Here is a 25092-nt window from a genome sequence, read left to right on the forward strand (position 1 = left end):
CCGCCTTGCCGCCCTTCATTGACCCTGTCAGGTCCGCTGAATAGAAGGTGCCCCCAAAGAAGGCCCCGACCTCGCAGGCTGCCCGCGCGGCCCCGACATCGCGCCAGTTATGCAAAAGGACGCCGGGATGACCAGCCCCCAGCCCCACGTCACACCCGGGACCGACCCGCAGGCCCGGCCCCCGGCCGTCGCGGTTCCCCGACCCGCGCCGGACCGGCCGACCTGCTTCCAGGACGTGATCCTGCGCCTGCAGACCTACTGGGCCGCGACCGGCTGCGCGATCCTGCAACCCTATGACATGGAGGTGGGGGCGGGCACGTTCCACCCGGCCACCACGCTCCGCAGCCTGGGCACCCGCCCGTGGGCCGCGGCCTATGTCCAGCCCTCGCGCCGCCCGACCGACGGGCGCTACGGCGAGAACCCGAACCGGCTCCAGCACTACTACCAGTACCAGGTCATCATCAAACCCTCGCCGCCGAACCTTCAGGACCTGTATCTGGGCAGCCTGCGGGCGATCGGGCTGGACCCGATGGTCCACGACGTCCGCTTCGTCGAGGACGACTGGGAATCCCCGACGCTCGGCGCGTGGGGCCTTGGCTGGGAGGTCTGGTGCGACGGGATGGAGGTGAGCCAGTTCACCTACTTCCAGCAGGTCGGCGGCCACGACTGCCGCCCGGTGTCGGGCGAGCTGACCTACGGGCTGGAGCGGCTGGCCATGTACGTGCTGGGCGTCGAGCACGTGATGGACATGCCGTTCAACGCACCGGGCTCGCCCATCGCGCTGACCTACGGCGACATCTTCCTGCAGACGGAACGCGAATACAGCCGCTGGAACTTCGAAACGGCGGACACCGCGATGCTGCTCCAGCACTTCAAGGATGCCGAGGCCGAATGCGCCCGGATCCTCGATGCGCCAGACCGGGACGGGGCCGGGCGGCGGATCCCGATGGCGCACCCGGCCTATGACCAGGCGATCAAGGCAAGCCACCTGTTCAACCTGCTGGACGCGCGCGGCGTCATCTCGGTCACCGAACGGCAGGCCTATATCGGCCGGGTCCGGGCGCTGGCGAAGCGCTGCGCCGACCTGTTCGTCACCACCGAGGCCGCGACGGGTGCCAACGCGGCAGCCGGGACCGCCCCGGGGGCCGGGGCGTGAGCGTCACCGCCGGGAAGCTGGCGGCATCCGTGCTGGTCCTGTCCGGGATCGCGGCGGGCGCGGGCGTCTGGTACACGCAGGAATACCTGTACTACGACGCGCTGCCCCCGATCACGGAACTGGCGGCGGTGGATGCGTCCGGCGCGCCGATGACGCTGGCCGTGCGCGACTTCGAGGGGATCGACGGCACCTCGTCCCCCATCAGGTGGCGCGGCTGCATGACCGTCGATCCGGCCGAGGCCGGCCGCCTCGCGCCGTTCGCGGGCGCGACGCCCTTGAACCCGCCGAACTGGTTCGACTGCTTCGACCCCGGCCGACTGACCGACGACCTCGCCGCCGGGCGTGCCACCGCGCGGCTGGTCCAGCCCGAGATCCGCCCCGACGTGGACCGGGTGATCGCGGTCTATCCCGACGGGCGCGCCTTCGGCTGGCAACAGATCAACGACAAGACCCCGGAACGCGGAGTGATGGACTGATGGACCTGCTGATCGAGCTTCTCAGCGAGGAAATCCCCGCCCGGATGCAGGCCCGCGCGCGCGAGGACCTCAAGCGCCTGATCACCGGCGGGCTGGTCGAGGCGGGGCTGACCTACGCCTCGGCCGGCGCGTTCTCGACCCCGCGGCGGCTCGCGCTCGCGATCGAGGGGCTGACGGCGGAATCGAAGCCGGTGCGCGAGGAACGCAAGGGCCCCCGCACCGACGCGCCGGAAAAGGCGATCGAGGGCTTCCTGCGGTCCACCGGCCTGACGCTGGACCAGCTTGAACGCCGCGCCGACAAGAAGGCCGAGGTGTTCTTCGCCGTCATCGAGAAGCCCGGCCGCCGCGCGCCCGAGATCGTGGCCGAGGTGCTGGAGGCCGCGATCCGCGATTTCCCCTGGCCGAAGTCGATGCGCTGGGGGTCGGGGAACCTGCGCTGGGTGCGGCCGCTCCATTCCATCGCCGCGATCCTGTCGGACGAGGGCGGGACGCAGGTCGTGCCGCTGACGGTCGAGGGGATCACGGCGGGCGACACCACCCGCGGCCACCGCTTCATGGCCCCGGACGCGTTCCGCGTGACGGGCTTTGACGACTATGCCGCCAAGCTGCGCCGCGCGCGGGTGATGCTGGACCACGACGAACGCGAGGCGGCGATCCGGCAGGACGCGGCGAACCTCGCCTTCGCGCGGGGGTGGGAGATCGTGCCGGACGACGCGCTGCTGGCCGAGATCGCGGGCCTCGTCGAATGGCCGGTGCCGCTGATGGGGGTGATCGAGGACCGGTTCCTGTCGCTGCCGCCCGAGGTGCTGCAGACCTCGATGAAGGAACACCAGAAGTTCCTGTCCGCCCGGAACCCGGCGACGGGCCGGATCGAGGGCTTCGTCACCGTCGCCAACATCGAGGCCCCCGACGACGGCGCGACGATCCTGAAGGGCAACCAGCGCGTGCTGGCCGCCCGCCTGTCGGACGCGGCGTTCTTCTGGGACAACGACCTGCGGGTCGCGAAGGCGGGCATGGCCGAGTGGGCCGAGGGGCTGAAGTCGGTGACGTTCCACGCCCGGCTCGGGACCCAGTGGGACCGGGTGGAGCGGATCGCGGCGCTGGCCCGCGAGATCGCCCCGCATGTCGGCGCGGACGCGGGCATGGCCGAGAAGGCCGCGCGGGTCGCGAAGCTGGACCTGCGCTCGGCCATGGTGGGCGAGTTCCCGGAACTGCAGGGCACGATGGGCCGCTACTACGCGCAGGCCGCGGGCCTGCCCGAGCGGGTGGCCGACGCTGCGCGCGACCACTGGCGGCCCAGGGGCGAAAGCGACGGCGTGCCGTCGGAGCCGATTTCGGTGGCGGTGGCGCTGGCCGACAAGCTAGGAACTCTTGCTTGGTTCTGGCTTCTGTCCGAGAAGCCGACGGGAAGTAAGGATCCGTTCGCTCTCCGTCGGTCTGCGATTGGAACAATAAGACTGATCCTCGAGAATAGGTGCAATCTAGCACTCCAACCTCTCGTCAAGTTTGCAATGGAGAATACGCCGGAGTATTCGATCCTTGATCAAGAACGTGTAGAAAATCAGTCTCGCTTCAACGAGCTAGCTGAACGGCAAGCGCAATTGGAAGTATTGCAAGGTGCTGCAACGAGCGACGAGGAACGAGCAAAAATTGCAGATGAGCTGGGGCATGGGATGCAGTTTGCAAGAGGGCTGCATCGGACACGGCTTGCAAACGAAAGTGCCCGCATCCGCCTCGCAGAAGCGGCCGAGGCCGAGGCTCCGGACCTTCTCGCCTTCCTCCACGACCGCCTCAAGGTCCACCTGCGCGAGCAGGGCATCCGCCACGACGTGATCGACGCGGTGCTGGCGATGCCGGGCAGCGACGACCTTACCCTTGTCGTGGCGCGGGCCACCGCGCTCAACGACATGTTGAAAACCGAGGACGGGACGAACCTCCTGCAGGGGATCAAGCGGGCGGCGAACATCCTTTCGCAGGCCGAGGAGAAGGACGGGGTCGAGTATTCCCTCGGCGCCGACCCGAAGTTCGCCGAGACGGACGAGGAGCGCAGGCTCTTCGCCGCCCTCGACGCGGCCGAGCCAAGGATCGCCGCCGCCATGAAGGCCGAGGACTTCCCCGCCGCCATGTCCGCCATCGCCGCCCTGCGCGGGCCGATCGACGCGTTCTTCGAGGCGGTGCAGGTCAACACCGACAACCAGGTGGTGCGCCGCAACCGGCTGAACCTGCTCTCGCGCATCCGCGAGGCCGGGCGGCTGATCGCGGACCTCACGAAGATAGAAGGGTGAGGGGCGCCCGCAAACAGTCCAGTGGACTGTTTGCAGCCCCGAACGCCCGTAGCGCAAGCGAAGGGCCGGAAGAGGGGCGCCCGCAAACATTTTATTGGACTGTTTGCAGCCCCGAACGCCCGAAGCGCAAGCGAAGGGCCGGCGGAGGGGCGCCCGCAAACAAGCCGGTGTACTGTTGGCAACCCAAGCGCCCCTGCCGCGACGGACAGCGGTCAGAAGTGAACCGCGGGGGCAGTGATGAAAGGGGCGCCCACGCGGCGCCCCTCTCGCACGTCCCCGCCGGCGCTTAGCGGCGGTCGTCGTTGTCGCCGTCGTCGGGGTAGTCGTCGTCGTCACCGAAGCGGGCGTCGTCCGACAGCTCGTCCTCGCCTTCGCCCACGTACTTGGCCGACAGCCGGATCGAATGGTTGTCGTGGAGCGGGTCCATGACCACGTCGGCCGGCAGCTCGCCCGCGATCCAGTCGCGGATCTCGTCGCGCGCCTCGGACGGCTCGGATTCCGTGATGCGGGCGACATAGGCTACGAAGGCGCGCTGGTCGCCGTCGATCTCGTCCAGGTCGGACTCGTCGGCGTCGGGCCATTTCTCCAGGATCGCCTCGTAGAAGGCGGGCCAGTTTTCCTGAACATGCGACCATTTCATGGCGTGATCCTTTTCTTGGGCGATGCTCGCCGCTGTCGTCACCGAACCATGAAACGGGGCGCCGGTTCCCGGCTTTCGTCAGTTCGCGGGCGCCCGGCCCGCGTCCGACCACCAGGTGTCGGGCATGAAGCCCGGCCAGTCGCCGTAGACCGGCAGCCGCTCGGGGTAGTGCAGGGCCGATGAGTAGGCGATCCGGCTGACCGGCGAGTAGGAAACCGGGATCACGTAGCGCCCCGTCGTCAGCAGCCGGTCCAGCGCCTGGACGGCGGCGGCGTAGTCCTCGGCGGAGGTCGCGTTCACCATCCGGTCGATCATCGCGTCGACGGCGGGCGAAGCCACGCCCATCCAGTTCTTGCTGCCGTCCTGCGTGGCGCTGGCCGATCCCCAGTAGAGCGCCTGCTCGTTCCCCGGCGACAGTGACAGGCCGCGCTCGTACCAGGCCATGCCGAAGTCGAAGCGGTTGGTGCGCTCGATGAACTGGGCGCTGTCCAGCAGCGTCACGCGCGGGCGGATGCCGATGTGCTTCAGCGCCTCGGTGTAGACATCGACGATGCGCTGCACCTCGGACCCGGACCGCATGGCGGTGCCGGACTGGTTCAGCACGATGTCGAAGGCGAAGGGGGTGCCGTCCTCGCGCCGCAGCGCGCCGTCGTCGTGGATGGTCCAGCCGGCGTCCTTCAGCAGCGTCAGCGCCGCCCGCAGCCCCTTGCGGTCCAGCGCCTGCGCGGCCCCGGGCGGCAGGACGTAGCCGTCCATCGCCCCCGGCGGCAGGTCCGCCGCAAAGGGGGACAGCAGCGCCGCGACATCGGGACCCGCCGCGCCGGGGCGCATGGCGAGGTCCGAGTTCGCGAAGTAGCTCGTGATCCGCGGGTCGGTGCCGCCGGTCAGGGTCATATTGATGAACTGGTAGTTGAACGCCTCGATCATCGCCTGCCGCACCCGCCAGTCGGCGAAGACCGGATTGCGGGTGTTCATGACCAGCCCCATGATCCCGGACGGGCGCTTGTGCGGGATCTCGGCCTGCAGCACGCGCCCCGCGGCCAGCAGCGGGAAGTTGTATTCGCCGGCCCATTTGGCCGGGTCCAGCTCGCGCCAGGCGTCGATCTCTCCGGCCTTGAAGGCCTGGAACATGGCGTTGGTGTCGGCGAAGTAGTCGTAGCGGATCGTGTCGAGGTTGTGCAGCCCGCGGTTCACGGGCAGGTCGCGCCCCCACCAGTCGGGATCGCGCGTGAAGGTCACGGACCGGCCCGGATCGACCCGGCCGATGACGTAGGGGCCGGACCCGATCGGCGGCTCGAGCGACGAGTCAGCAAAATCCTTCCCCTCCCACTGCGCCTTCTTCAGCACCGGCCGCATCCCCATCAGCATCGCAAGCTCGCGGTCGGGGGTGTCGAAGGTGAAGCGCACGCTGCGGGGGCCGGTCTGCTCCATCTTCCCGACCTTGCCCCAGGTGCCGGCGTAGCGGGGGTGGCCCCTGGTCCCCAGCGTCTCGTAGGACCACATCACGTCCTCGACCGTGACGGGCGAGCCGTCCGAGAACGTCGCCTCCGGGCGCAGCGTGAACTCGACCCAGGTGCGATCGGGGTCGGTTTCCACGCTCTCGGCAAGAAGGCCGTACAGGCTGAACGGCTCGTCGATGGACCGGAACATCAGCGTCTCGGCGACGAGGTTGCCCACCGCCCAGACGGCGTTTCCCTTGAGCACCCACGGCTTCAGCGAATCGAAGCTGCCCGGCTCGGCGAGGCGAATCGTCCCGCCCTTCGGCGCGTCCGGGTTAACATAAGGCAGCGCGGTGAAGCCGTCAGGCAGGGCAGGTTCTCCAACCATTGCAATGGCATGTCGGGGCTCGGCGACGCTTGCCAGCGGCATCGCTGCAACAGTCGCACAGGCGAGAACCATCACGCGAAGCACACGCAGGATCGCGGATTCGTCAGCAATTTTGAAGATTCGCGTCATCGCCTGCTCGCTCGCCGTCCGGTGCGTCCCGGTTCTTTGCAGACAACCGTAACGAACCGGCGGCGGGCTGGCAAACTTGAGCCTTGGACTCACGGGCCGGAGGGCGTATATCGAACTCACTGCTCGATAGGTTTCTTGCCTGTATGAAACCTGCCTCATGACTTGACGCCCGCCTTGTGCGGGCGTCTTTTTTTTGGCCGTTGTCCGCTGGTCGCGGCCCGTGACGGCAGGCGTGTCCGGCACGGAAAAGGCCCGCCTGGCTGGCGGGCCTTGCGCGAAGGGCGCCGATCGCGCGGCTCAGCGCCTACGGCGGGGGCGGCGGCGGCCAGGCGGGCCGTCGATCATCCGCATCGTTCCTTCCAGCACCAGGCCATAGACCAAGTGCGCGATCAGCCCGCGCGCGTGGGCCTGCCACGGATAGTCCTGCGGCTTCGCACCCGCGCCGGTGATCGTGTTCAGCCCTTCGTCGTGAACGAGGAACAGCCCCAGGCCGAACAGCGTGCCGCCGCCCGCGGTCAGTGCCGGCGCCCGGTCCCGCATCGCCGCATAGGCGAGCGCCGGTCCCATGCCAAGCGCCAGGTGGACCGCGACGCCCGCCGGGTGCTGATTGTCGGGCCCCTTCGGTTCGATGTCGGTCCCCATCGCGCGCGCGATCTTGCGCGCGATCACATGGCCGGGGTCCAGCCTGCCGGGCCTGACGCTGCGGGTCCGTTCGCGCGTTTCGGGATCGAGATGGTTCCACATGTACCAGTCCAGCCGGTCCAGCGCGACCGTGGCCGCGACCGCCCCGACGGCGCCCTTCAGAAGGGCGCCGCCGAAATCGTCCTCATTGTCATTGTAATCGTCATCGTCGCTGCCGCGATGTGCCATGATCGTCAAACTCCGCCGGTTTGTCGTTCATCCCAACCTTGGCGGCTGCGGGACGGTTCCGGTCGCACGCCGCCCATGACGCGGGGACTGGCGGATCCGGGCCGCCGGCGTCTATGGTCCGGGCAGGACAAGCGCGCAGCGGGGTGGCAGATGACTGAACGGATCCTTGCCGGCAAGACGGCGGTCGTCACCGGATCGAACAGCGGCATCGGGCTGGGGGTCGCCGCCGCGCTGGCGCAGGCGGGCGCGGACCTGGTCATCAACAGCTTCACCGACGCGGCCGAGGATCACGCGCTGGCCGAACGGCTTGCCGCCGAGCATGGCGTCACGGCCCGCTACATCCAGGCCGACATGTCCCGCGCTGCCGACTGCCGCGCGCTGATCGAGAAGGCGGGGCGCTGCGACATTCTCGTGAACAACGCGGGCATCCAGCACGTCGCGCCCATTCCCGACTTCCCGGCCGAGAAATGGGACCAGATCATCGCGATCAACCTGTCCTCGGCGTTCCACACCACGGCCGCGGCGCTGCCCGTGATGCGGGCGGCGGGCTGGGGCAGGGTCGTCAACATCGCCTCAGCCCACGGGCTGACCGCCTCGCCCTTCAAGTCGGCCTATGTCGCGGCCAAGCACGGGGTCGTCGGGCTGTCCAAGGTCACGGCGCTGGAAACCGCGACCGACCCGATCACCTGCAACGCCATCTGCCCCGGCTACGTGCTCACGCCGATCATCGAGGCGCAGATCCCCGACCAGATGAAGACCCACGGCATGAGCCGCGAGGACGTGATCGCGAAGGTCATGCTGCAACGCCAGCCGTCGGGCGCGTTCGCGACGGTGGACCAGATCGGCGGCACGGCGGTGTTCCTGTGCTCGCCCGCGGCCGACCAGATCACCGGGACGACGATCAGCGTGGACGGTGGCTGGACCGCGCTCTGACGACCCTGCGGCGGCTCAGTTGTCCGCCGCCGCCTGATCGGTCAGGAACCGGCGCAGACGCCTGATGACGGGGCGGTTGCGGCGGGCCGTCGGGTAGACCAGCCAGTAGGCCTTGCCGTTGCGCGCCTCGATGTCGAAGGGCTGGACCAGCGCGCCGCTGGCGAGTTCGGCCCGGAAGAAGCGCGGCGTCAGCAGGACGACCCCCGCGCCCGCGATCGCGGCCTTCGCCTCGTGCACCTGGTTGCCGAGCGAAAGGCCCGGGCGGGGAAGGCAGGGGGGATGGTCGATCCCGGCCGCGGCCAGCCATTCGGCCCAGCACGGGTCCATCGGGTCAAGCCACGGCAGCGGGACGACGTCGGCGGGCGACCGGAGCGGCCCCCACTTGCCCAGCAGCGACGGCGACAGCATGGGCGTCAGCGTGATGTCGAACAGGTGGTGCGCGTCGGTCCCCGGCCAGTTGCCGTCGCCGTAGCGGATCGCCACGTCGAAATCCTCGCGAGCGAAGTCCACCACGCGTTCCGAGCTGTCCAGCCGCACCGCGACCTCGGGGTTGTCCAGCTGGAACAGCCCCAGCCGCTGGACCAGCCAGTTGGTCGCGAAGGTCGGCAGCGTCGTGATCGACAGCGTCTGCTGCGCGGGGGCCTGCGCCCAGGCCGTGCGAAGCTGGCCGAACGCCGCCCGCGTGGGCGCGGCAAGGCGGTGCCCGGCTTCGGTCAGCGCGACGCCCCGCGGCTGGCGCAGGAACAGCGCCCCGCCCAGCCGTTCCTCCAGCAGGCGGATCTGGTAGCTGACGCCGGCCTGCGTCATCCCCAGTTCCGCCGCGGCGGCGGTGAAGGACAGGTGCCGCGCCACCGCCTCGAACACGCGGATGGCGGCGAGGGGAGGGATCGCTTCCACAAGTCGTCCTTATGCCGGCGTGCCGGCGGTTGATTGGTCGTGCGGGCCCGAAGGTAGCAATGTGGACCCATCCCGCAAGCCTGCCCTGAAAGGAGCTTCGCTATGTCACCGACCGTCGTCCAGCTTTCCGGCGCCGCGCCCGTCTTCCTTCGCGACATGGATTGCGCGCGCGCCGACAGTCTCGCCACCGTCCTGCGCCGCTGGTACGCGGACCGCAGCGCCCGTGCCCGCTGCCGCCGGGCGCAGGCCGCGGTCCGCCGCCGGTTGAGGGAACTGCCCCCGCATCTGCGCCGCGACGTGGGGCTGGACGAAGGCCTGCCCGCCGCGCGCTTCGTCAACGGCGGCCGCACCTTCGTGGTCAACGACCGGCCCGATCCGACGCTGAGCGGCTATCACTGGTAAGCCCCTCGCCATCGGCCCCGGCCCGGACGTCCCGGCTGGGGCTGACCTCTGCGCTGTCCGCGCTGCCATTGACTTCGCGCGCACGGGCAGGTCCCTTCCGCTGACACCAACGCAAGGGGGAACGGCATGGATCTGGGGATCAGGGGCAAGAAGGCGCTCGTCTGCGCCTCGTCGAAGGGTCTGGGGCGCGGCTGCGCCGAGGCGCTGGCGGCCGAAGGGGTGGACCTCGTCATCAACGCCCGCACGCCCGAGACGCTGGAGCGTACCGCGACCGAGATCGCGGACAGGCACGGCGTGACCGTGACCCCGGTCGCCGCCGACATCACCACAGGGGACGGCCGCGCCAGGGTGCTCGACGCGCTGGGCGGGCAGGCCGACATCCTCGTCAACAACGCGGGCGGCCCGCCGCCCGGCGTCTGGACCGACTGGAACCGCGACGACTTCATCCGCGCGCTCGACGGCAACATGCTGAGCGCGATCGCGCTGATGCAGGCGCTGGTGCCCGGCATGATGGACCGGGGCTGGGGCCGGGTCGTCAACATCACGTCCGCCGCGGTCCGGTCGCCCATCGCCGAGCTGGGGCTGTCGAACAGCGCCCGGTCGGGGCTGACCGGGTTCGTCGCGGGCATGTCGCGGCAGGTCGCGGCCAGGGGGGTCTGCGTCAACAACCTGCTGCCGGGGCTGCACGCGACCGACCGTGCGGTAGCGCTGGATACCGGCATCTCGAAGGCGCAGGGCATCAGCATCGACGAGGCGCGCGCCCGCCGCCAGGCCGGCATTCCCGCCGGCTGCTATGGCCTGCCCGAGGACTTCGGCGCCGCCTGCGCGTTCCTGTGTTCCCAGCACGCGCGCTTCATCGTCGGCCAGAACGTGCTGCTGGACGGCGGCGCGTGGAACTCGTCGATCTGACGCAAGCCCGGAACCCCTTCGCGGGCGGCGTGTTGGACACAGGCAACCGCTCCGGAGGAGGTCTGCCATGCCGCGCGGCGACAAGGATGCCTATACCGACAAGCAGAAGCGCAAGGCCCGGCACATCGCCGAGGGCTACGAGGAGCGCGGCATGGGCGAGGAGCGCGCCGAGCAGATCGCCTGGGCCACGGTGAACAAGGAAGACGGCGGCGGAAACAGGTCGGGCTCGGGCCGCGGCAAGCCCGACAACCACGAATCGGCAAGGATAGGCGGCGCGCGCGGCGGCAAGGCCAGCGCCGGACGATCCGCCGCGGAAAAGTCCGCGGCGGCGAAGAAGGGCTGGGAAACGCGACGCAGGAACGGGAACGCCTGAGCGCCGGAGGAAACGCCGATGCAGCACCAGAGCCACGACATGCAGGCCTGCATCGACGCCTGCCTGACCTGCTACCGCACCTGCCATTCCATGCTGATGGGCCATTGCGTCGAGACGGGCGGCGACCATGTCGCGCCTGACCATGTCCGCACCATGGCCGCCTGCGCGGAAATGTGCCGGGCCGCCGCCCATGTCATGCTGACCGGATCGGACCTTCACCGCCACAGCTGCCGCGCCTGCGCCGAGATCTGCGAGGCCTGCGCGGCCGACTGCGAGCGGCTGGACGGGATGGAGGATTGCGTCAGCGCCTGCCGCGCCTGCGCCCGGGAATGCCGCCGGATGGCCGCCTGAAAAGGCGCGGCGCGCCGGGTCCGGGCGAGACAAAACCCTTGCCAGCGAACCCCCGGCCCGGCTATCGGGAAGCCGGATACCGGGAGACGCTGGCGCTTCCCAGGGCCGAAGGAGCAGCCGCCCCGGCAAACTCTCAGGCAAAAGGACCGGGTCCGCACGACACTCTGAAGAGAGGTTGCCTTTCGGGGCCGCCCGCCGAAGGATAACGATCTCAGGCGCCCCTTGCCGCAAGGCGGGGCAGGGACAGAGGGGGCATCTGGTTCGCAGCGCGCCGCGCTGCCAAGGGGGATGCCGATGGAAGACCTGCGCCGCACGCCGCTTCACGACCTGCACGCTTCGCTTGGCGCGAAGATGGTGCCCTTTGCCGGCTGGGACATGCCGGTGCAATACCCGATGGGCGTGCTGAACGAGCACCTGCACACCCGCGCCGCGGCCGGGCTCTTCGACGTGAGCCACATGGGGCAGGTGATCCTGCGCGGCGAGAACGCGGCGCGGGCGCTGGAGACGCTGGTTCCCGCCGACATCGAGGGGCTTTCGCCCGGGCGCCAGCGCTACGGGCTGTTCACGAACGAGCAGGGCGGGATCCTCGACGACCTGATGATCGCCAGCAAGACGGGCGCGGGCGGCGACCACCTGTTCCTGGTCGTGAACGCCGCCTGCGCCGACCAGGACATCGAACATCTGCGCAAGCTGGAGGCGCTGGGGATTTCCGTCGAGCCCGTGACCGACCGCGCGCTGCTGGCGCTGCAGGGGCCGGGGGCCGAGACGGCGCTGGCGGCGCTGGTTCCCGGCGGGGCCGGCATGCGGTTCATGGACGTGGCCGACCTCGACTGGGAAGGCACCACCCTGTGGGTCAGCCGCTCTGGCTATACCGGCGAGGACGGGTTCGAGATCTCGGTCCCCGCCGCCCGCGCCGAGGACCTCGCCCGCGCGCTGCTGGCACAGGACGGCGTGGCCCCGATCGGCCTTGGCGCCCGCGACAGCCTGCGGCTGGAAGCCGGGCTGCCGCTTTACGGCCACGACATGAGCGCGGACGTGACCCCCGCGCAGGCCGGCCTCGGCTGGTCGATCCAGAAGGTCCGCCGGACCGGCGGCGCGCGCGAGGGCGGTTTTCCGGGCGCGGACCGGATCCTGCCCGAACTCGGCGCCGCGACCCGCACCCGCCGCGGCCTGCGCCCCACCGGCCGCGCCCCGATCCGCGAGGGCGTGGCGCTGTTCGACGCAGCCGAAGGCGGCAACGAGATCGGCACCGTCACCTCGGGCGGGTTCGGCCCCTCGCTGGGCGGGCCGATGGCGATGGCGATCATCCCCGCCGAAATCCCCGACGGCGCCACCGTCCATGCCGAACTTCGCGGCCGCCGCATCCCCGTGACGGTCGTGCCCACCCCCTTCGTCAAGCCAACCTACAAACGCTGAGGCCAGCCCATGCTGAAATACACCGAAGACCACGAATGGCTGCGCGCCGAGGGTGACGAGATCGTCGTCGGCATCACCCGCCACGCCAGCGAGCAGCTGGGCGATGTCGTGTTCGTCGAACTGCCCGAGGAGGGCCGGGAGGTCGAGGCGGGCGAGGAGATCGTGGTGATCGAGTCCGTCAAGGCCGCCTCCGACATCGTGGCCCCGGTTTCGGGGACGGTGACGGCGGTGAACGCGGCGCTGGCCGACGCGCCGGGCGGCGTCAACGACGATCCCATGGCCGCCTGGTTCTTCCGCATCAGGCCCGCGGACGGCGTGAGCCTTGACGGCTTCATGGACGAGGCCGCGTATAACGAGCTGATCGGCTGATCCATCGGCCCGGCCGGACCGGGGCGCTGCCCCGGACCCCGGGATATTTCGGACAGAAGACGAGGCGGGCGCGGCAATCACGCGCGCCCGCGGTGATCGAACCGCGCGAGTGAGCCCATGACCCGCTGGACCCCCACCGACTACAACCCCGACGACTTCGCCAACCGCCGCCATATCGGCCCGTCCCCGTCGGAGATGGCCGAGATGCTGAAGGTCGTCGGCTGCGACAGCCTCGACGAGCTGATCGGGCAGACCATCCCCGGCTCGATCCGCCAGGACCGCGCGCTCGACTGGCCGGCGCTGTCGGAGCATGAGCTTCTGAGCCTCATGCGTGACGTGGCGAGCCAGAACACGGTCATGACCAGCCTGATCGGGCAGGGCTATTACGGCACCGTGACGCCGCCCGCGATCCAGCGGAACATCCTGGAAAACCCGGCGTGGTACACCGCCTACACCCCCTACCAGCCCGAGATCGCGCAGGGGCGGCTCGAGGCGCTGCTGAACTTCCAGACCATGGTCGCGGACCTGACCGGGCTGCCGGTCGCGAACGCGAGCCTTCTGGACGAGGCGACAGCCGCCGCCGAGGCGATGGCGATGGCGCAGCGGTCGGCGAAATCCAAAGCGCGCGCGTTCTTCGTCAGCGACGACCTGCACCCGCAGACCATCGCCGTGATCGAGACCCGCGCCGCGCCGCTGGGGATCGAGATCGTCAGGGGTGCGGCCGGTGAGTGCGACCCGGCCAGCGTCTTCGGCGCGATCTTCCAGTATCCCGGCACCTTCGGCCATGTCCGCGACCTGTCGGCCGAGTGCGAGGCGCTGCACGCGGCGGGCGGCGTCGCCGTCGTCGCGACCGACCTGCTGGCGCTGTGCCTGCTCAAGGAACCCGGCGCGATGGGGGCCGACATCTGCGTGGGCTCCGCGCAGCGGTTCGGCGTGCCGATGGGCTATGGCGGGCCGCATGCGGGCTTCATGTCCTGCCGCGACGACCTCAAGCGGTCCATGCCCGGCCGGATCGTCGGCGTCAGCATCGACGCCGCCGGACGGCAGGCCTACCGGCTGTCGCTGCAGACGCGCGAGCAGCATATCCGGCGCGAGAAGGCGACCTCGAACGTCTGCACCGCGCAGGCGCTGCTGGCGGTGATGGCGTCGTTCTATGCCGTCTTCCACGGGCCGATGGGCCTGCGCGCGATCGCTCAGCGGGTGCACCTGCACGCGGCCACCCTTGCCGCGGCGCTGCGCGAGGCGGGGGCGGACGTCCAGCCCGACGCGTTCTTCGACACCGTGACCGTCCGCGTGGGGGTGGGCCAGCAGGGCATCATGGCCGCCGCCCGCCACCGTGGCATCAACCTGCGCCGCGTGGGCCGCGACCGCGTGGGCATCAGCGTGGACGAGACGACCGACGCCGGGGTGATCGCGCGGGTGCTCGACGCGTTCGGGATCTCGGACCCGGTCACGCCCGCGACCCTGCCCGCGATACCCGACGACCTGCTGCGCGGCAGCGACTACCTGACCCACCCGGTGTTCCACATGAACCGGGCCGAATCCGAGATGATGCGCTACATGCGCCGGCTGTCGGACCGCGACCTCGCGCTCGACCGCGCGATGATCCCGCTGGGGTCCTGCACGATGAAGCTGAACGCCGCGGCCGAGATGATGCCGATCACCTGGCCCGAGTTCGGCGCGCTGCACCCCTTCGCGCCGGAAAACCAGGCCGCGGGCTATCACCACGTCTTCGACGACCTGACCGCGCGCCTGTGCGAGATCACCGGCTACGACGCCTTTTCGCTGCAGCCCAACAGCGGCGCGCAGGGCGAATATGCCGGCCTCCTGACCATCGCCGCCTATCACAAGTCGCGCGGCGAGGACCGCGACGTCTGCCTGATCCCGGTGTCGGCGCACGGGACCAACCCGGCAAGCGCGCAGATGTGCGGGATGAAGGTCGTGGTCGTGAAGTCGGCCCCGAACGGCGACATCGACCTCGAGGATTTCACCGACAAGGCGGCGAAGGCGGGGGACAGGCTGGCGGCGGTGATGATCACCTATCCGTCCACCCATGGCGTCTTCGAGGATACCGTCCGCGACGTCTGCCGCATCACCCACGAACATGGCGGGCAGGTCTATATCGACGGCGCGAACATGAACGCGCTGGTCGGCCTCGTGAAGCCGGGCGAGATCGGCGGCGACGTGAGCCACCTGAACCTGCACAAGACCTTCGCCATCCCGCATGGCGGCGGCGGACCGGGCATGGGGCCGATCGGGGTCAAGGCGCATCTTGCGCCGCACCTGCCAGCGGACCCGCGGACCGGGCAGGGCTTCGTCGGCGGCGCGGTCAGCGCGGCGCCGTGGGGGTCGGCCTCGATCCTGCTGATCTCGTGGGCCTATATCCGCATGATGGGCGGCGAGGGGCTGACGCAGGCGACCCGCGTCGCGATCCTGAACGCGAACTACATCGCGAGCAGGCTGGCCGGCGCCTATCCGATCCTGTTCATGGGAAACCGCGGCCGGGTCGCGCATGAATGCATCGTGGACACCCGCGTCTTCGCGGAACACGGCGTGACCGTGGACGACATCGCCAAGCGCCTGATCGACAACGGCTTCCACGCCCCCACGATGAGCTGGCCGGTCGCCGGCACGCTGATGGTGGAGCCGACGGAGTCGGAAACCAAGGCCGAGCTCGACCGCTTCATCACCGCGATGCTGTCGATCCGGGCCGAGATCGGCGACGTGGCCGAGGGTCGCATCACGGCCGGGGAAAGCCCGCTGCGCCACGCGCCTCACACGGTCGAGGATCTGGTCGCCGACTGGGACCGCAGCTATTCGCGCGAGCAGGGCTGCTTCCCGCCGGGGTCGTTCCGGGTGGACAAGTACTGGCCGCCGGTGGGCCGAGTGGACAACGTCCACGGCGACCGCAACCTGATCTGCACCTGCCCGCCGGTCGAAGCCTACGCGGAAGCCGCCGAATAGGGCTTCACCAGCGCCGCGTGCCGCGTTAACCTTCTGTTAGGGATCGTTAACGAGGTCTCGGGTCAACAGATCAGTTCTCGCGGCTTCCCTGGCCGCGCCCGCGCCGCTGCCGGAAACGGCGGCGGCGCACACCCGCGGGCTCGACGCGAGCGGTTGCCATGGCAACCGTAGGCGCTGCGATAATACCGCTACCGGCCCGGGTGGCTGGCCCGGCGGCGCAGCCCATCTTCCTTGTCGATGCGCTTCCTGTCCGGGATCACACCGCACCGTGAGGCGGCGCCCCTCTGTGCAATGGCGACCCCGGCCGTGGCCCAGGCTCGGTCGCGACAATCATGGCGTCGCCTGCGAGCAGCGGAACCCCGGCCCCGGCCGCGCGTTCGGCGTGAGGAAAGAAAATGCAGGAGTTTCCGTCATGAAGGGCCTTGTCGCTTGGTTTCTGGGCGTGCCGATCGTCGTCATCATCCTTCTTTACGTGACCGGGATCTTCTGACCGAGAAGGCGGCCCGGCGGGTCCGACATGGCTGAGACGAGCGTCATCACCTGCCTCGCCTGCGCGCAGGCCAACCGGGTTCCCGCCGACCGGCTGGCGCAGCGGCCCAAGTGCGGCACCTGTGGCGCCGCCCTCTTGCCTTTGAAGCCCGTCGAGGTTGACCTTTCCACGCTTCGCAAGGCCAGCACCACCGACCAGCTGCCGCTGCTGGTGGACTTCTGGGCGCCGTGGTGCGGGCCCTGCCGCGCGATGGCGCCCGAGTTCGAAAAGGCGGCCGCGCTGCTGCAGGGCGAGGCGCGGCTTGCCAAGATCGACACCGAACGCTCGCCCGAGGCGTCCGCGCGCTGGAACATCCGCGGCATCCCGGCATTCGTGGTGTTCCGGAACGGCCGCGAGGTCGCCCGGTTAGCCGGAGCCCGCCCCGCCGCGCAGCTCGCGGACTGGGTGCGGCAGGCTGTTTCCTGAGGCGCATCGCGTCCGATCGCGCCGCGCGCCGCCGGCGCTTGACAATACCCGCGCGCCGATGGAAAACCGCCGCCAGTGGGGCCGTAGCTCAGTTGGTAGAGCGCATCGTTCGCAATGATGAGGTCAGGGGTTCGATTCCCCTCGGCTCCACCACTTCCCTTCCGAAATGACGGACATGGCTGCGCGGGCGGCGCCCTGCCGCGCGGTTCGTCAGGCGCCCATGCCCTGCAGGAACGCATCCAGGCTGCTGCCGATTGCGTCGACCGCGTAGCCGCCCTCCTGCACTGCCAGCGTCGGCAGGCCGATCGCCGCGATGGCGGCGCCGACGCGGGCGAAGTCGGCCGAGGTCAGCTTCAGCACGCCGATGGGGTCTTCCTCGTGGGCGTCGAAGCCGAGCGCCACCACCAGCACCTCGGCGCCGAAATCGCGGATGCGGGCCAGGGCGATGTCCAGCGCCCGTTCCATCGCCTCGATCCCGCTGCCGTGGGGCAGGGGCAGGTTCAGGTTCGCGCCCGTGCCCGGACCGTGGCCGGTTTCATGCGCGTAGCCGGTGTAGAACGGATAGTAGCTGTCCGGATCCGCGTGAATCGAGACCGTCAGAACGTCGCCGCGGCGATAGAAGATCTGCTGCGTGCCGTCGCCGTGGTGGGCGTCCACGTCGAGGATCGCCACCCGCGCGCCCGTTGCCGCGATCCGCTGCGCGGCGATGGCGCTGTTGTTGAGATAGCAGAAGCCCGACGCGCGATCGGCCCGGGCGTGGTGGCCCGACGGGCGGCAAAGCGCATAGGCCAGCCGCTCGCCCCGGATCAGCGCGTCAGCCCCCGCGACCGCCGTCTCGGCCGAGCGGAGGGTCGAGGTCCAGCAGTTCGGGCCGACCGGGACCGACAGGTCGCCCAGGTACCAGCCCAGCCTGCCCAGGAACCCGGTGGACGGGCAGGGCGGGCGGGCGTCCTCGTCGGGGCGGCCGCTCCAGTAGGGGAAGGTCGAGGGCCATGCCTCGGGGCCGCGCTCGGCGGGCAGGGCCTGCCATTCGTCCCAGGCCGATTGCAGGAACGCGACGAAGTGCGGCGCGTGGACCGCGTGGATCGGGTCCAGCCCGCAGGGTTCGGGCGCCGACACCCCGATGCCGCGGCCGCGGACGGCGGCGAGCAGGCGCTCGGTCCGTTCCGGCAGGTCCTTGGGCGGCACGACGCGGCCGAAGCGCATGTACTGCTGCGGGTCGTGCAGGGCCTGGTCGGGGTGGTGGAATGCGCGCGCCATCGGATGTCCCTTTGCCGGCCCGGTCAGTAATCGCGTTCGTAGAACAGCCCCACGGTGCTGTCGCCGTCGCTGCCGACCGATCCCCGCGCCGTGAGTTCCTGCGACACGTCGAGGTTCAGGTTGATCTTCGACGTGCCGTCCGCTTCGACCTGCACGTCGGTGTAGAGGTTGTCCGACAGGTACTTGCCCGCGCGGACCGAGATGTCGCCTTCCTCGTCGGTGGTCAGGTCGAGGTCGTCGAGCCCCACCGAATCGCGCAGGTTCGACACGATCCCCTCGCTTCCCCTTCCGGCCAGCACGGCGATGGCGTTGGCCAGCTGCGCGGCCTGCAGCGCGCTGATGCTGTCCAGCCCGCGGCCGAACAGCAGTTGCGACAGGACCTCTTCCTCGGGCAGCTGGGGGTTCGATTCGAAGGTGATGTCGGGGTCGCGGATCTCGCCGTCGATGATGATGCGGGTGGTGATGTTGTCGCGCTGGGTTTCCGCGACCAGCCGGATGACCGGGACGAGGCTGCCCTGAAGTTCGATCAGCCCCTCGGTCATCGTGAAGCGGCGGCCCAGCAGGTCGACGCGGCCCCGGATCAGTTCCAGCTGGCCGATCGGGATGATGTTGCGCGCGGTGCCGGTCAGGCGGATCTGGCCGCCCAGCTCGGCGTCGATGCCGCGGCCGCGCACGAACACCTGGTTTGGGGCGTCGATCACGAGGTCCAGCCGCGCCGCGACCGCGGGCGGGGTGGCGGGCGGCCCGGCCAGCCCGGCAAGGCGGCTGTCGGCGCTGGGGAAGGGCAGCAGGCCCGCGCGGGCGCGGGTCGCGCGCACCGCCGGCGGTTCGCCCAGATGCGTGATGTCGGGAATCGCGCGGGCGCCGCCCAGACCCGAGGTCGGGATCCGGAACTCCGTCTGCTCCAGCAGGATGCGGCCCGAGATCAGCGGCCCTTCCGCCGCCCGGCCGGTGATCGACACGGTGCCGTCCGCCGTCGTCTGGTAAAGGTCGGGGTTGCGCAGGACGACGCTGTTCAGCTCGGCCTGCAGGTTCAGCTCCGGCGAGCCGCCGCGCAGGTCCACCGGGCCGGTGACGCGCAGCGTGCCGCCCGCGCCGGCCGTGCCCCGCACGTCCAGGTTCACGAGCCCGTTCTGCAGGTTCGCCGTGGCCTGCAGCGGGTCGATCGACAGGCCGAGGTTCGGGTCCGACAGCCGCGCGCCGTTCAGGTTGACCGTGCCGGTCAGCGATTCCAGCGCGGGCGGCCCGGCCAGGCGCAGGTCGAACGACACCGGGCCTTCGACGGAACGCACGCGCAGGAAGGGGTTGGCGATGGCCGCGTCGCTGACGCCGCTGATCCGCAGGTCGCTGTCGCCGCCGTCGGTGGCGACGCGCCCCGCGATCTGCGCGCGGGTGCCGCCGGGCGCGGTGGCGGCCACGTCGAGGATGATGCCGCCGGGTTCCTGCCGCACGGTGCCGGTCGCGGTCGCGGGGCCGGGGATGCCCGGCACGAGCAGCGCGAGGTTCGACAGGCTCGCATCCACGTCCAGCCCGTCCCGCGGGTTGCCGCTGGTCGTCACCTGCAGCTGGCCGTTGCGCGCGACCAGCCGCTCGATCGCGATGCCGGCCGGCGACTGCGTGGCGGCAAGGTCAAAGGTGGTCTGCCCCGCCAGCAGCGGGTCCACCTGCGCGTTGCCGATCGACAGACCCGTCGCGGTGCCCTGCGCGCTGATCCGCCGGGTGCCGCTGCCGTCGTCGGTCAGCTGCGCGGTGGCGGCGACCCCGCCCCCGATCCCGCGGCCGAGGAAGCGCAGGTCGTCGGCGTCCAGATTGACCGTCAGGTCGGTGTTGCCGCCGCCGACCGTTCCCCGCGCGTCGGCCGACAGACGCGGGTTGGCGATGGTCGCGTTCTCGATGGTGAAGACGCCGCCGCGTTCCAGCGCGTTCACGGTCAGCCGCGTCTCGCCGGCAAGGGCCGCGTCGACCTCTGCCTGGCCGAGCGACAGGTTGCTGGCCACCCCGTCCACCGTCAGCCGGCGCGCGCCGGTGCCGTCGTCGACGAGGCTCGCATCCGCGTTCAGCGACCCGCTCCACCCCAGCCCGAGCGAGGCGAGGTTGCCGAAGTCGATGTCGGCGGTCAGGTCGGTGCCCTGCGGCGCGAACGTCCCTTCGGCGCGGATGGTCGTCTGCGCGTTGACCAGTTCGCCCTGTTCGATGGTGAAGCTGCTGCCCGACTGCGTGCCGCGCAGGGCCAGCGTCGTGGTGCCGGTCAGGGCGCCGTCGACCTGACTCGCGCCCAGCGCGAGATCCTGCCCGGTGCCGGTCACGTCGAAGCGGCGGACGCCGGTGCCGTCGTCGCTGAGCGATCCTTCCAGCGACAGCGCCCCGCGCCAGCCGCGCCCGAACGACGCCAGCGACCTGATGTCGATGCTGCCGTCGATGTCGGTGGCGTTCGCGCCGATGGTGCCCGTGGCGCTCGCGTTCAGCTGCTGGTTGGCGATGTCGAGCGACTGGATCGTCACCACGCCGTCCCGCCGGGTGGCCTGCAGGTCGAAGCGGGTCGTCCCGGTCAGCGCGCCGTCCACGTCTTCCTGCCCCAGCCGCAGCTCGGTTCCGGTGCCGGTCACGCTGAACTGCTGCGTCCCGCCGCTTTCCGAGGCGGTCGCCTGCGCCCGGAGCGCGCCCGACAGGCCGCGTCCCAGCACGGCGAGGTCCGGCACCGACAGGTCGAACCGCGCATCGAGCTGACCGGGGACGAAGTTGCCCTGTCCGTCGACCGTCAGCTGCGGGTTGGCGAGGCGAAGCTGCTCGACCCGGAACGATCCGTCGGCCTCCTGCGCGATCAGGTTGAAGTTCGTGCGCCCGGCAAGCGTGCGGTCCAGCTCGGCGATGCCGAGGATCAGGTCCGTCGCCTCGCCGTTCAGCGCCAGCCGCCGCATGCCCTGGCCGCCGCTGACCACCGCTTCGGCCGACAGGCTGCCGGCGAGTTCCGGGTCGGCGTCCGTGAGGCTCGCGAGGTTCAGGTTCGCGCGCAGGTCGCTCGCCTCGCTCGACAGGGTGCCCTGTGCCGTCGCGGTCAGGCGCTGTGCGTTGACCGCGAGATTGCGGATCTCGATCCCCTCGGGCCCGCGGCTGGCGCTGACCTCGATCACCGATGCGCCGCCGAGCAGGCGGTCAAGCTGTTCCTGTTCGACCGAAAGGTCGTTGCCTTCGATCCGCGCGTCGATGTCGAACCCGCGCGTCAGCACGGTGTAGAGCCCCGTGAGCTTTGCGTCCGCCCGGCCCGTCAGGTCGCGGCCGGCCAGCGTCGACAGGCGCGACAGGTCCTCGTAGGCAGCGTCCACGTCGCCGGTGACGGTGATGCCGGTGCTCAGGCCGTTCACGTCGAGCGTGCCCGACAGCCCGTAATCCTGCCCGTCGAGCGAAAGCCCGGTCAGCCGCAGCGCGTTGCCGGGCGTCAGGTTGAACCCGGTCCTCAGCGTCACCTCGGACCCGATGGCGTCGCGCAGCCCCGCGTCCTGAAGCGCGACCCCGGCCGCGGCAAGGGACAGGTCGCCCAGCACCTGCTGGACCTTGCCGTCGGCGGTGGGGACCGTGCCGTTCCCGTCCAGCGTCACCTCGCCCAGGCGGTTGCCGTTCCAGACGAGATCGCCCAGCCGCCCGGCGGCCGTCCATGCGTCCCCGGTCGCCGCGTCGTAGGAGATCTGGAGATTGCCCGACTGCACCGTCGTGGCCGCGCCGCCGATCGGCAGCCGCACGGGCAGCTGCGTGGCGCCCGCATCCTCGCCCAGCGAGAGCAGCAGCACGACCGATTGCGGCGCGCCGGTCTCGTTGGTGGTGAGCGAGCCGGTCAGGCTCAGCGCCTCGGTCCGGACCAGGAGGACGGGCAGCGAGATGCGGCCGTTCTGCCCTCGCCAGCCCTCGGCCAGAAGCTGCGACTGCGCCCCGAAGAAGGGCCGGTTCTCGGGCGGCAGCAGGCTTGCGACGTCGCCGGTCAGTTCCAGCCGGAAACCGGTGCCGGGCGTCCCGTCGGGCCCCTGCGCGGCGGTGGCGGACACGCGGCCGGTGACGCGGGGCTGTCCCGCGGTCGCAAGGCGGATGTCGGCGGCAAAATCCGACAGCGGCCCTTCGCCGTGGATCTCGGCCTGGACGGCGGGGCGGTCGTGCAGCTTGACGAGGTTGGCGAACAGCCCGCCCTCGGCTTCGTCCAGCGTCAGGTCCAGCTTCAGGTTGCGGGTCTCGTTCGAGAACGCGGCGTCCAGCGCGAACGTCCCGCGCTTGCCGTCTACCCGCTCGATCGCCAGCTTCGACTGGCCCTCGCCGCCGCCAAGCTGCATCGAGCCGTTGACGGACACGACCGCCGCCTCGCCGATCACCGGCTCGCCGATCTGGACCCGGGCGGCCGCGATGTTGGCGATGTTCACGGCCACCGGCAGGGTCGGCAGCTGGAAGTCGCTGATTTCCGGCGTCGCGGTCCGGCTTTCGCCCGCGGGCAGGCGCGGCAGCAGGATTTCCTCGGCCGACAGTTCCTGGATCTCGATGCGGCGACCGAACAGGGCCGAGCGGTTCCACTGGATCGCGCCGTTGCGGATCTCCAGCCACGTGCCCTCGGGGTCCGAGATCGCGAGCCGGGTGAAGGTCGCGCGGGACGACAGCGCGCCCTGGAAGCCCTCGATCACCACGCTGCGGCCGGCGCTCGACAGGTTGCGTTCCAGAAAGCGCGTGAGGAAGCCGCGGTCGTCCTCGACCTCGGCCGAGATCTCGGCGGCCGCGCCGGCGATGTCCTGCGTGGCTTCCGCGCCCGGCTGGGCGGGGGGCGCGGGCGTTTCCTGCGCCAGCGCAAGGGCGGGAAGAAGGGTCAGCCACAGCGCCAGAAGGATGCGTTTCATCGGAAGTCCCGCCTTCAGAATGCCTGCCCGAGGCCGAGATAGACCTGCACGCCCTCGCCGGTGTCGCCGCCGACGGGCCCCGCCACGTCGAAGCGCAGCGGGCCGATGGGCGTGTTGTAGCGCACCCCCACGCCCGCGCCCGCGTGCCAGTCGCTGTCGCCGCCGAAGCTGCCGTCGGTCCAGACCTTGCCCGCGTCGGCAAAGCCCACCAGCCCGATCCGTTCGCGCAGCTGGTAGCGGATCTCGGCGGTGGCGTTGGCGACGCTCATCCCGCCCGTCTCGATCGTGGTGCCGTCCGAGCCGACGATCGCCTCGGCGCCGAGCGACTGGTAGGGCTGGCCGCGCACGGATGCGCCGCCGCCCGAATAGAACAGGTACTCGCGCGGGGTTTCCTCGATCGTGGGTCCGAAGATCGACCCGGCGCGGGCGCGGCCTGCCAGCGTGAAGCGGTCGGTCTGCCCGAAGCTGCGATAGGCGCGCCCCTCGGCCACGGCCCGGGCGCCCGAGCCGGTGTCCTCGAAGCCGGTGAAGGGCGTCAGCTCGCCCTGCAGCCAGAAGCCGCGCCTGGCGTCCGTCATCAGCGGCTCGCGCCGGTCCCAGGTGACGGCGATCGGCAGCGCCAGCACCTCGAAGTCGGAGATCCCGTCGGAGTCGTCGTCGACCCTGGACCTGCGATACTGCAATGCGATGTCGCCGGTCAGCCGTTCGCTCGGCTGGTAGGTGAAGCCGATGCCCAGCACGCCGAGATCCTGGTCGTAGTCTTCCTCGCGCAGCTGCTCGGCCCGCGCTTCGACATAGGCGGTGGTGTCGGCGTTCAGGGTCGCGGGGCGGTCCAGCCGCACCCCCAGCAGCAGGTCGCGCCCCGAGGTGCCCGACCCGATGTCGCGCACCGCGGCGTCCACCCGCAGCCGCTCGCCCCCGCCCAGGAGGTTGCGGTGCATCCAGTAGCCCGAGATCGCGGCACCGTCCTGCGAGCTCAGCTCGAACCCGATGCCCACGCGCCGCAGCTTCTGTTCCACTACCGTCAGCGTCACGTCCAGCGTGTCGCCGGGGCCGAGGAACTCGGCTTCTTCCAGCGTGATGGCGGAAAAGACGCCGGTGCGGCGCAGGCGGCGGCGCACGTCGTCCAGTTCCTCGGGATCGAACGGCTCTCCCTCGGGGAAGCCCGCGATGTTGCGGAGCCGGCGCGGGTCCATCCGCTGGTTGCCGCTGATCGTCAGCTTGCCGAAGCGGACGCGGGGGCCGGGGTCCAGCGCGATGCGGCTGTCGATGGTGGCGGTCGGGTGGCTCGCCACGATCTCGGTCGCGGCCACGTCGGCCTTGGCGTGGCTTTGTTCGCGCCACGCCTCGACGCCCGCGCGGGCGGCCTGCCGGATGGTCGAGGTGCGCGCGACCTCGCCCACGGCGTAGCCGGTGGGAAGGTCGGTCCCGGGGGCCAGCGGGGCGATCTGCGCGCGGCTGTAGCGGAAGGCGGGGCCGGTCTGGACGTCCACCACGACCTGCTGCACCCGGTCCGGCGCATCGAGGGGCGCGATCGAGGACGCCTCGACCCCGTCCAGCCGGATCGCGATGACGACGCTGTAGTAACCGTTGTCGTAGAGCGCGGCCACGAGCCGGGCATAGTCGGCCCGGGCGGCCGCCAAGATGTCCTGCCCCGTCAGCCGCCCCTCGGCCAGCGTGTCGGTGAGGACCGAGGCGTTGCGAAGCGTGCGCTCCAGCCCCGGATCGCTGCCCTGCACCCTGAACACCAGATCGACCGGCGAGTTCGTGCCGGGCCTGCCCCCGAACAGCCGTGCAAAGGGGGACGAGGCAGAGCCGACAGAGCCCGAGCCAGCCGAACCCGACCCGGACCCCGCAGGCCCGGACGACTGCGCCACCGCCACGCGCGGCCCCGTGGCCACGCCGGCGGCAATCCCCGCCACGCACAAGGCCGCGATCGATGCCGCGGTCAGGTGCCGTCTGCCCGCGACCCGCCGGCCGCCGCGATCACTGGTCTGCACGTTGCCTGTCCG

Annotated in this window: 19 protein-coding genes, 1 tRNA gene and 1 riboswitch; of the genes, 13 read left to right on the top strand and 7 right to left on the bottom strand. The window is 70.7% G+C overall.

Going from position 1 to position 25092, the window contains the following annotated elements; all coding sequences use genetic code 11:
* Positions 1-127 precede the first annotated feature (127 nt).
* From ELI80_RS00485 to glyS, 3 genes are read left to right on the top strand one after another with little or no spacing between them, the layout of a single operon-like run.
* Complete coding sequence (locus ELI80_RS00485) at positions 128-1156, top strand: glycine--tRNA ligase subunit alpha (RefSeq protein ID WP_236641252.1); 1029 nt, start codon at positions 128-130, stop codon at positions 1154-1156.
* Entirely contained in the window at positions 1153-1632 is a 480-nt protein-coding gene (locus ELI80_RS00490; protein WP_136648715.1) for a DUF6446 family protein, read from the top strand. The genes ELI80_RS00485 and ELI80_RS00490 overlap by 4 nt, the downstream gene beginning before the upstream one ends.
* A complete protein-coding gene (gene glyS / locus ELI80_RS00495; protein WP_201740503.1) occupies positions 1629-3917 on the top strand; it encodes a glycine--tRNA ligase subunit beta in 2289 nt (762 codons plus the stop codon). The genes ELI80_RS00490 and glyS overlap by 4 nt, the downstream gene beginning before the upstream one ends.
* 286 nt (positions 3918-4203) lie before the next feature.
* On the opposite strand, the gene ELI80_RS00500 is transcribed toward glyS, so the two are convergent.
* The 3 genes from ELI80_RS00500 to ELI80_RS00510 form a co-directional block, all read right to left on the bottom strand.
* Positions 4204-4557, bottom strand: a complete 354-nt coding sequence (locus ELI80_RS00500; RefSeq protein ID WP_136648717.1) for a hypothetical protein — start codon at positions 4555-4557, stop codon at positions 4204-4206.
* Between the two features lie 78 nt (positions 4558-4635).
* The gene (locus ELI80_RS00505) at positions 4636-6513 is read right to left on the bottom strand and encodes an extracellular solute-binding protein (protein WP_136648718.1); all 1878 of its coding nucleotides are present in this window, start codon (positions 6511-6513) and stop codon (positions 4636-4638) included.
* 297 nt (positions 6514-6810) lie between these two features.
* Positions 6811-7383 carry a DUF1440 domain-containing protein gene (locus ELI80_RS00510; protein WP_136648719.1) on the bottom strand — a complete coding sequence of 191 codons (573 nt, stop codon included), beginning with the start codon at positions 7381-7383 and terminating at the stop codon, positions 6811-6813.
* Positions 7384-7533: 150 nt separating this feature from the next.
* On the opposite strand from ELI80_RS00510, the gene ELI80_RS00515 reads away from it, so the two are divergent.
* Positions 7534-8316: a 3-hydroxybutyrate dehydrogenase gene (locus tag ELI80_RS00515; RefSeq protein WP_136648720.1), complete on the top strand. Its 783-nt coding sequence runs from the start codon at positions 7534-7536 to the stop codon at positions 8314-8316.
* Between the two features lie 15 nt (positions 8317-8331).
* Here the strand turns inward: ELI80_RS00515 and ELI80_RS00520 are convergent, their stop codons facing one another.
* Positions 8332-9213: a LysR substrate-binding domain-containing protein gene (locus ELI80_RS00520; RefSeq protein ID WP_236641253.1), complete on the bottom strand. Its 882-nt coding sequence runs from the start codon at positions 9211-9213 to the stop codon at positions 8332-8334.
* A gap of 102 nt (positions 9214-9315) precedes the next feature.
* Between ELI80_RS00520 and ELI80_RS00525 the strand changes: the two genes are divergently transcribed.
* The 9 genes from ELI80_RS00525 to ELI80_RS00565 all read left to right on the top strand — a co-directional run bounded on the left by ELI80_RS00525 (position 9316) and on the right by ELI80_RS00565 (position 17105).
* The gene (locus ELI80_RS00525; protein ID WP_136648721.1) at positions 9316-9615 is read left to right on the top strand and encodes a hypothetical protein; all 300 of its coding nucleotides are present in this window, start codon (positions 9316-9318) and stop codon (positions 9613-9615) included.
* 126 nt (positions 9616-9741) lie between these two features.
* Complete coding sequence (locus ELI80_RS00530; protein WP_136648722.1) at positions 9742-10524, top strand: SDR family oxidoreductase; 783 nt, start codon at positions 9742-9744, stop codon at positions 10522-10524.
* Between the two features lie 67 nt (positions 10525-10591).
* Entirely contained in the window at positions 10592-10897 is a 306-nt protein-coding gene (locus tag ELI80_RS00535) for a plasmid stabilization protein (RefSeq protein ID WP_136648723.1), read from the top strand.
* Positions 10898-10915: 18 nt separating this feature from the next.
* On the top strand, positions 10916-11248 hold the full coding sequence (locus tag ELI80_RS00540; protein WP_136648724.1) for a four-helix bundle copper-binding protein: 333 nt from the start codon (positions 10916-10918) through the stop codon (positions 11246-11248).
* A 70-nt stretch (positions 11249-11318) separates the two neighbouring features.
* Positions 11319-11407: riboswitch (glycine riboswitch) on the top strand.
* Positions 11408-11542: 135 nt separating this feature from the next.
* Positions 11543-12664 (top strand): glycine cleavage system aminomethyltransferase GcvT, encoded by a 1122-nt coding sequence (gene gcvT / locus ELI80_RS00545; protein ID WP_136648725.1) that lies wholly within the window; start codon positions 11543-11545, stop codon positions 12662-12664.
* Positions 12665-12676: 12 nt separating this feature from the next.
* Entirely contained in the window at positions 12677-13033 is a 357-nt protein-coding gene (gene gcvH, locus ELI80_RS00550; protein WP_201740504.1) for a glycine cleavage system protein GcvH, read from the top strand.
* A 117-nt stretch (positions 13034-13150) separates the two neighbouring features.
* On the top strand, positions 13151-15997 hold the full coding sequence (gene gcvP, locus ELI80_RS00555; RefSeq protein WP_136648727.1) for an aminomethyl-transferring glycine dehydrogenase: 2847 nt from the start codon (positions 13151-13153) through the stop codon (positions 15995-15997).
* A 517-nt stretch (positions 15998-16514) separates the two neighbouring features.
* Positions 16515-16952 carry a thioredoxin TrxC gene (gene trxC, locus ELI80_RS00560; protein WP_136648728.1) on the top strand — a complete coding sequence of 146 codons (438 nt, stop codon included), beginning with the start codon at positions 16515-16517 and terminating at the stop codon, positions 16950-16952.
* A gap of 77 nt (positions 16953-17029) precedes the next feature.
* Positions 17030-17105: transfer RNA gene (locus ELI80_RS00565), tRNA-Ala, on the top strand.
* A 57-nt stretch (positions 17106-17162) separates the two neighbouring features.
* Here the strand turns inward: ELI80_RS00565 and ELI80_RS00570 are convergent.
* Genes ELI80_RS00570 through ELI80_RS00580 form a run of 3 tightly spaced genes read right to left on the bottom strand, consistent with a single transcriptional unit; the run spans position 17163 to position 25080 of the window.
* Complete coding sequence (locus ELI80_RS00570) at positions 17163-18212, bottom strand: histone deacetylase family protein (RefSeq protein ID WP_136648729.1); 1050 nt, start codon at positions 18210-18212, stop codon at positions 17163-17165.
* Between the two features lie 23 nt (positions 18213-18235).
* Positions 18236-23080, bottom strand: a complete 4845-nt coding sequence (locus tag ELI80_RS00575) for a translocation/assembly module TamB domain-containing protein (protein WP_136648730.1) — start codon at positions 23078-23080, stop codon at positions 18236-18238.
* A gap of 14 nt (positions 23081-23094) precedes the next feature.
* Positions 23095-25080, bottom strand: coding sequence for an autotransporter assembly complex protein TamA (locus tag ELI80_RS00580; RefSeq protein WP_236641254.1), 1986 nt, complete (start codon positions 25078-25080; stop codon positions 23095-23097).
* Positions 25081-25092: the final 12 nt, after the last annotated feature.

The sequence above is a fragment of the Paracoccus aeridis genome, from assembly GCF_004923205.2.
Lineage (GTDB): Bacteria > Pseudomonadota > Alphaproteobacteria > Rhodobacterales > Rhodobacteraceae > Paracoccus > Paracoccus aeridis.

What these genes read in the sequence shown, in the direction of transcription:
- ELI80_RS00525 (WP_136648721.1), top strand. Translation starts at nt 9,316, where the DNA reads ATGTCACCGACCGTCGTCCAGCTTTCCGGCGCCGCGCCCGTCTTCCTT.
- gcvP (WP_136648727.1), top strand. Translation starts at nt 13,151, where the DNA reads ATGACCCGCTGGACCCCCACCGACTACAACCCCGACGACTTCGCCAAC.
- ELI80_RS00535 (WP_136648723.1), top strand. Translation starts at nt 10,592, where the DNA reads ATGCCGCGCGGCGACAAGGATGCCTATACCGACAAGCAGAAGCGCAAG.
- gcvT (WP_136648725.1), top strand. Translation starts at nt 11,543, where the DNA reads ATGGAAGACCTGCGCCGCACGCCGCTTCACGACCTGCACGCTTCGCTT.
- ELI80_RS00515 (WP_136648720.1), top strand. Translation starts at nt 7,534, where the DNA reads ATGACTGAACGGATCCTTGCCGGCAAGACGGCGGTCGTCACCGGATCG.
- ELI80_RS00530 (WP_136648722.1), top strand. Translation starts at nt 9,742, where the DNA reads ATGGATCTGGGGATCAGGGGCAAGAAGGCGCTCGTCTGCGCCTCGTCG.
- ELI80_RS00575 (WP_136648730.1), bottom strand. Translation starts at nt 23,080, where the DNA reads ATGAAACGCATCCTTCTGGCGCTGTGGCTGACCCTTCTTCCCGCCCTT.
- ELI80_RS00510 (WP_136648719.1), bottom strand. Translation starts at nt 7,383, where the DNA reads ATGGCACATCGCGGCAGCGACGATGACGATTACAATGACAATGAGGAC.
- ELI80_RS00485 (WP_236641252.1), top strand. Translation starts at nt 128, where the DNA reads ATGACCAGCCCCCAGCCCCACGTCACACCCGGGACCGACCCGCAGGCC.
- ELI80_RS00570 (WP_136648729.1), bottom strand. Translation starts at nt 18,212, where the DNA reads ATGGCGCGCGCATTCCACCACCCCGACCAGGCCCTGCACGACCCGCAG.
- ELI80_RS00505 (WP_136648718.1), bottom strand. Translation starts at nt 6,513, where the DNA reads ATGACGCGAATCTTCAAAATTGCTGACGAATCCGCGATCCTGCGTGTG.
- ELI80_RS00500 (WP_136648717.1), bottom strand. Translation starts at nt 4,557, where the DNA reads ATGAAATGGTCGCATGTTCAGGAAAACTGGCCCGCCTTCTACGAGGCG.
- trxC (WP_136648728.1), top strand. Translation starts at nt 16,515, where the DNA reads ATGGCTGAGACGAGCGTCATCACCTGCCTCGCCTGCGCGCAGGCCAAC.
- ELI80_RS00540 (WP_136648724.1), top strand. Translation starts at nt 10,916, where the DNA reads ATGCAGCACCAGAGCCACGACATGCAGGCCTGCATCGACGCCTGCCTG.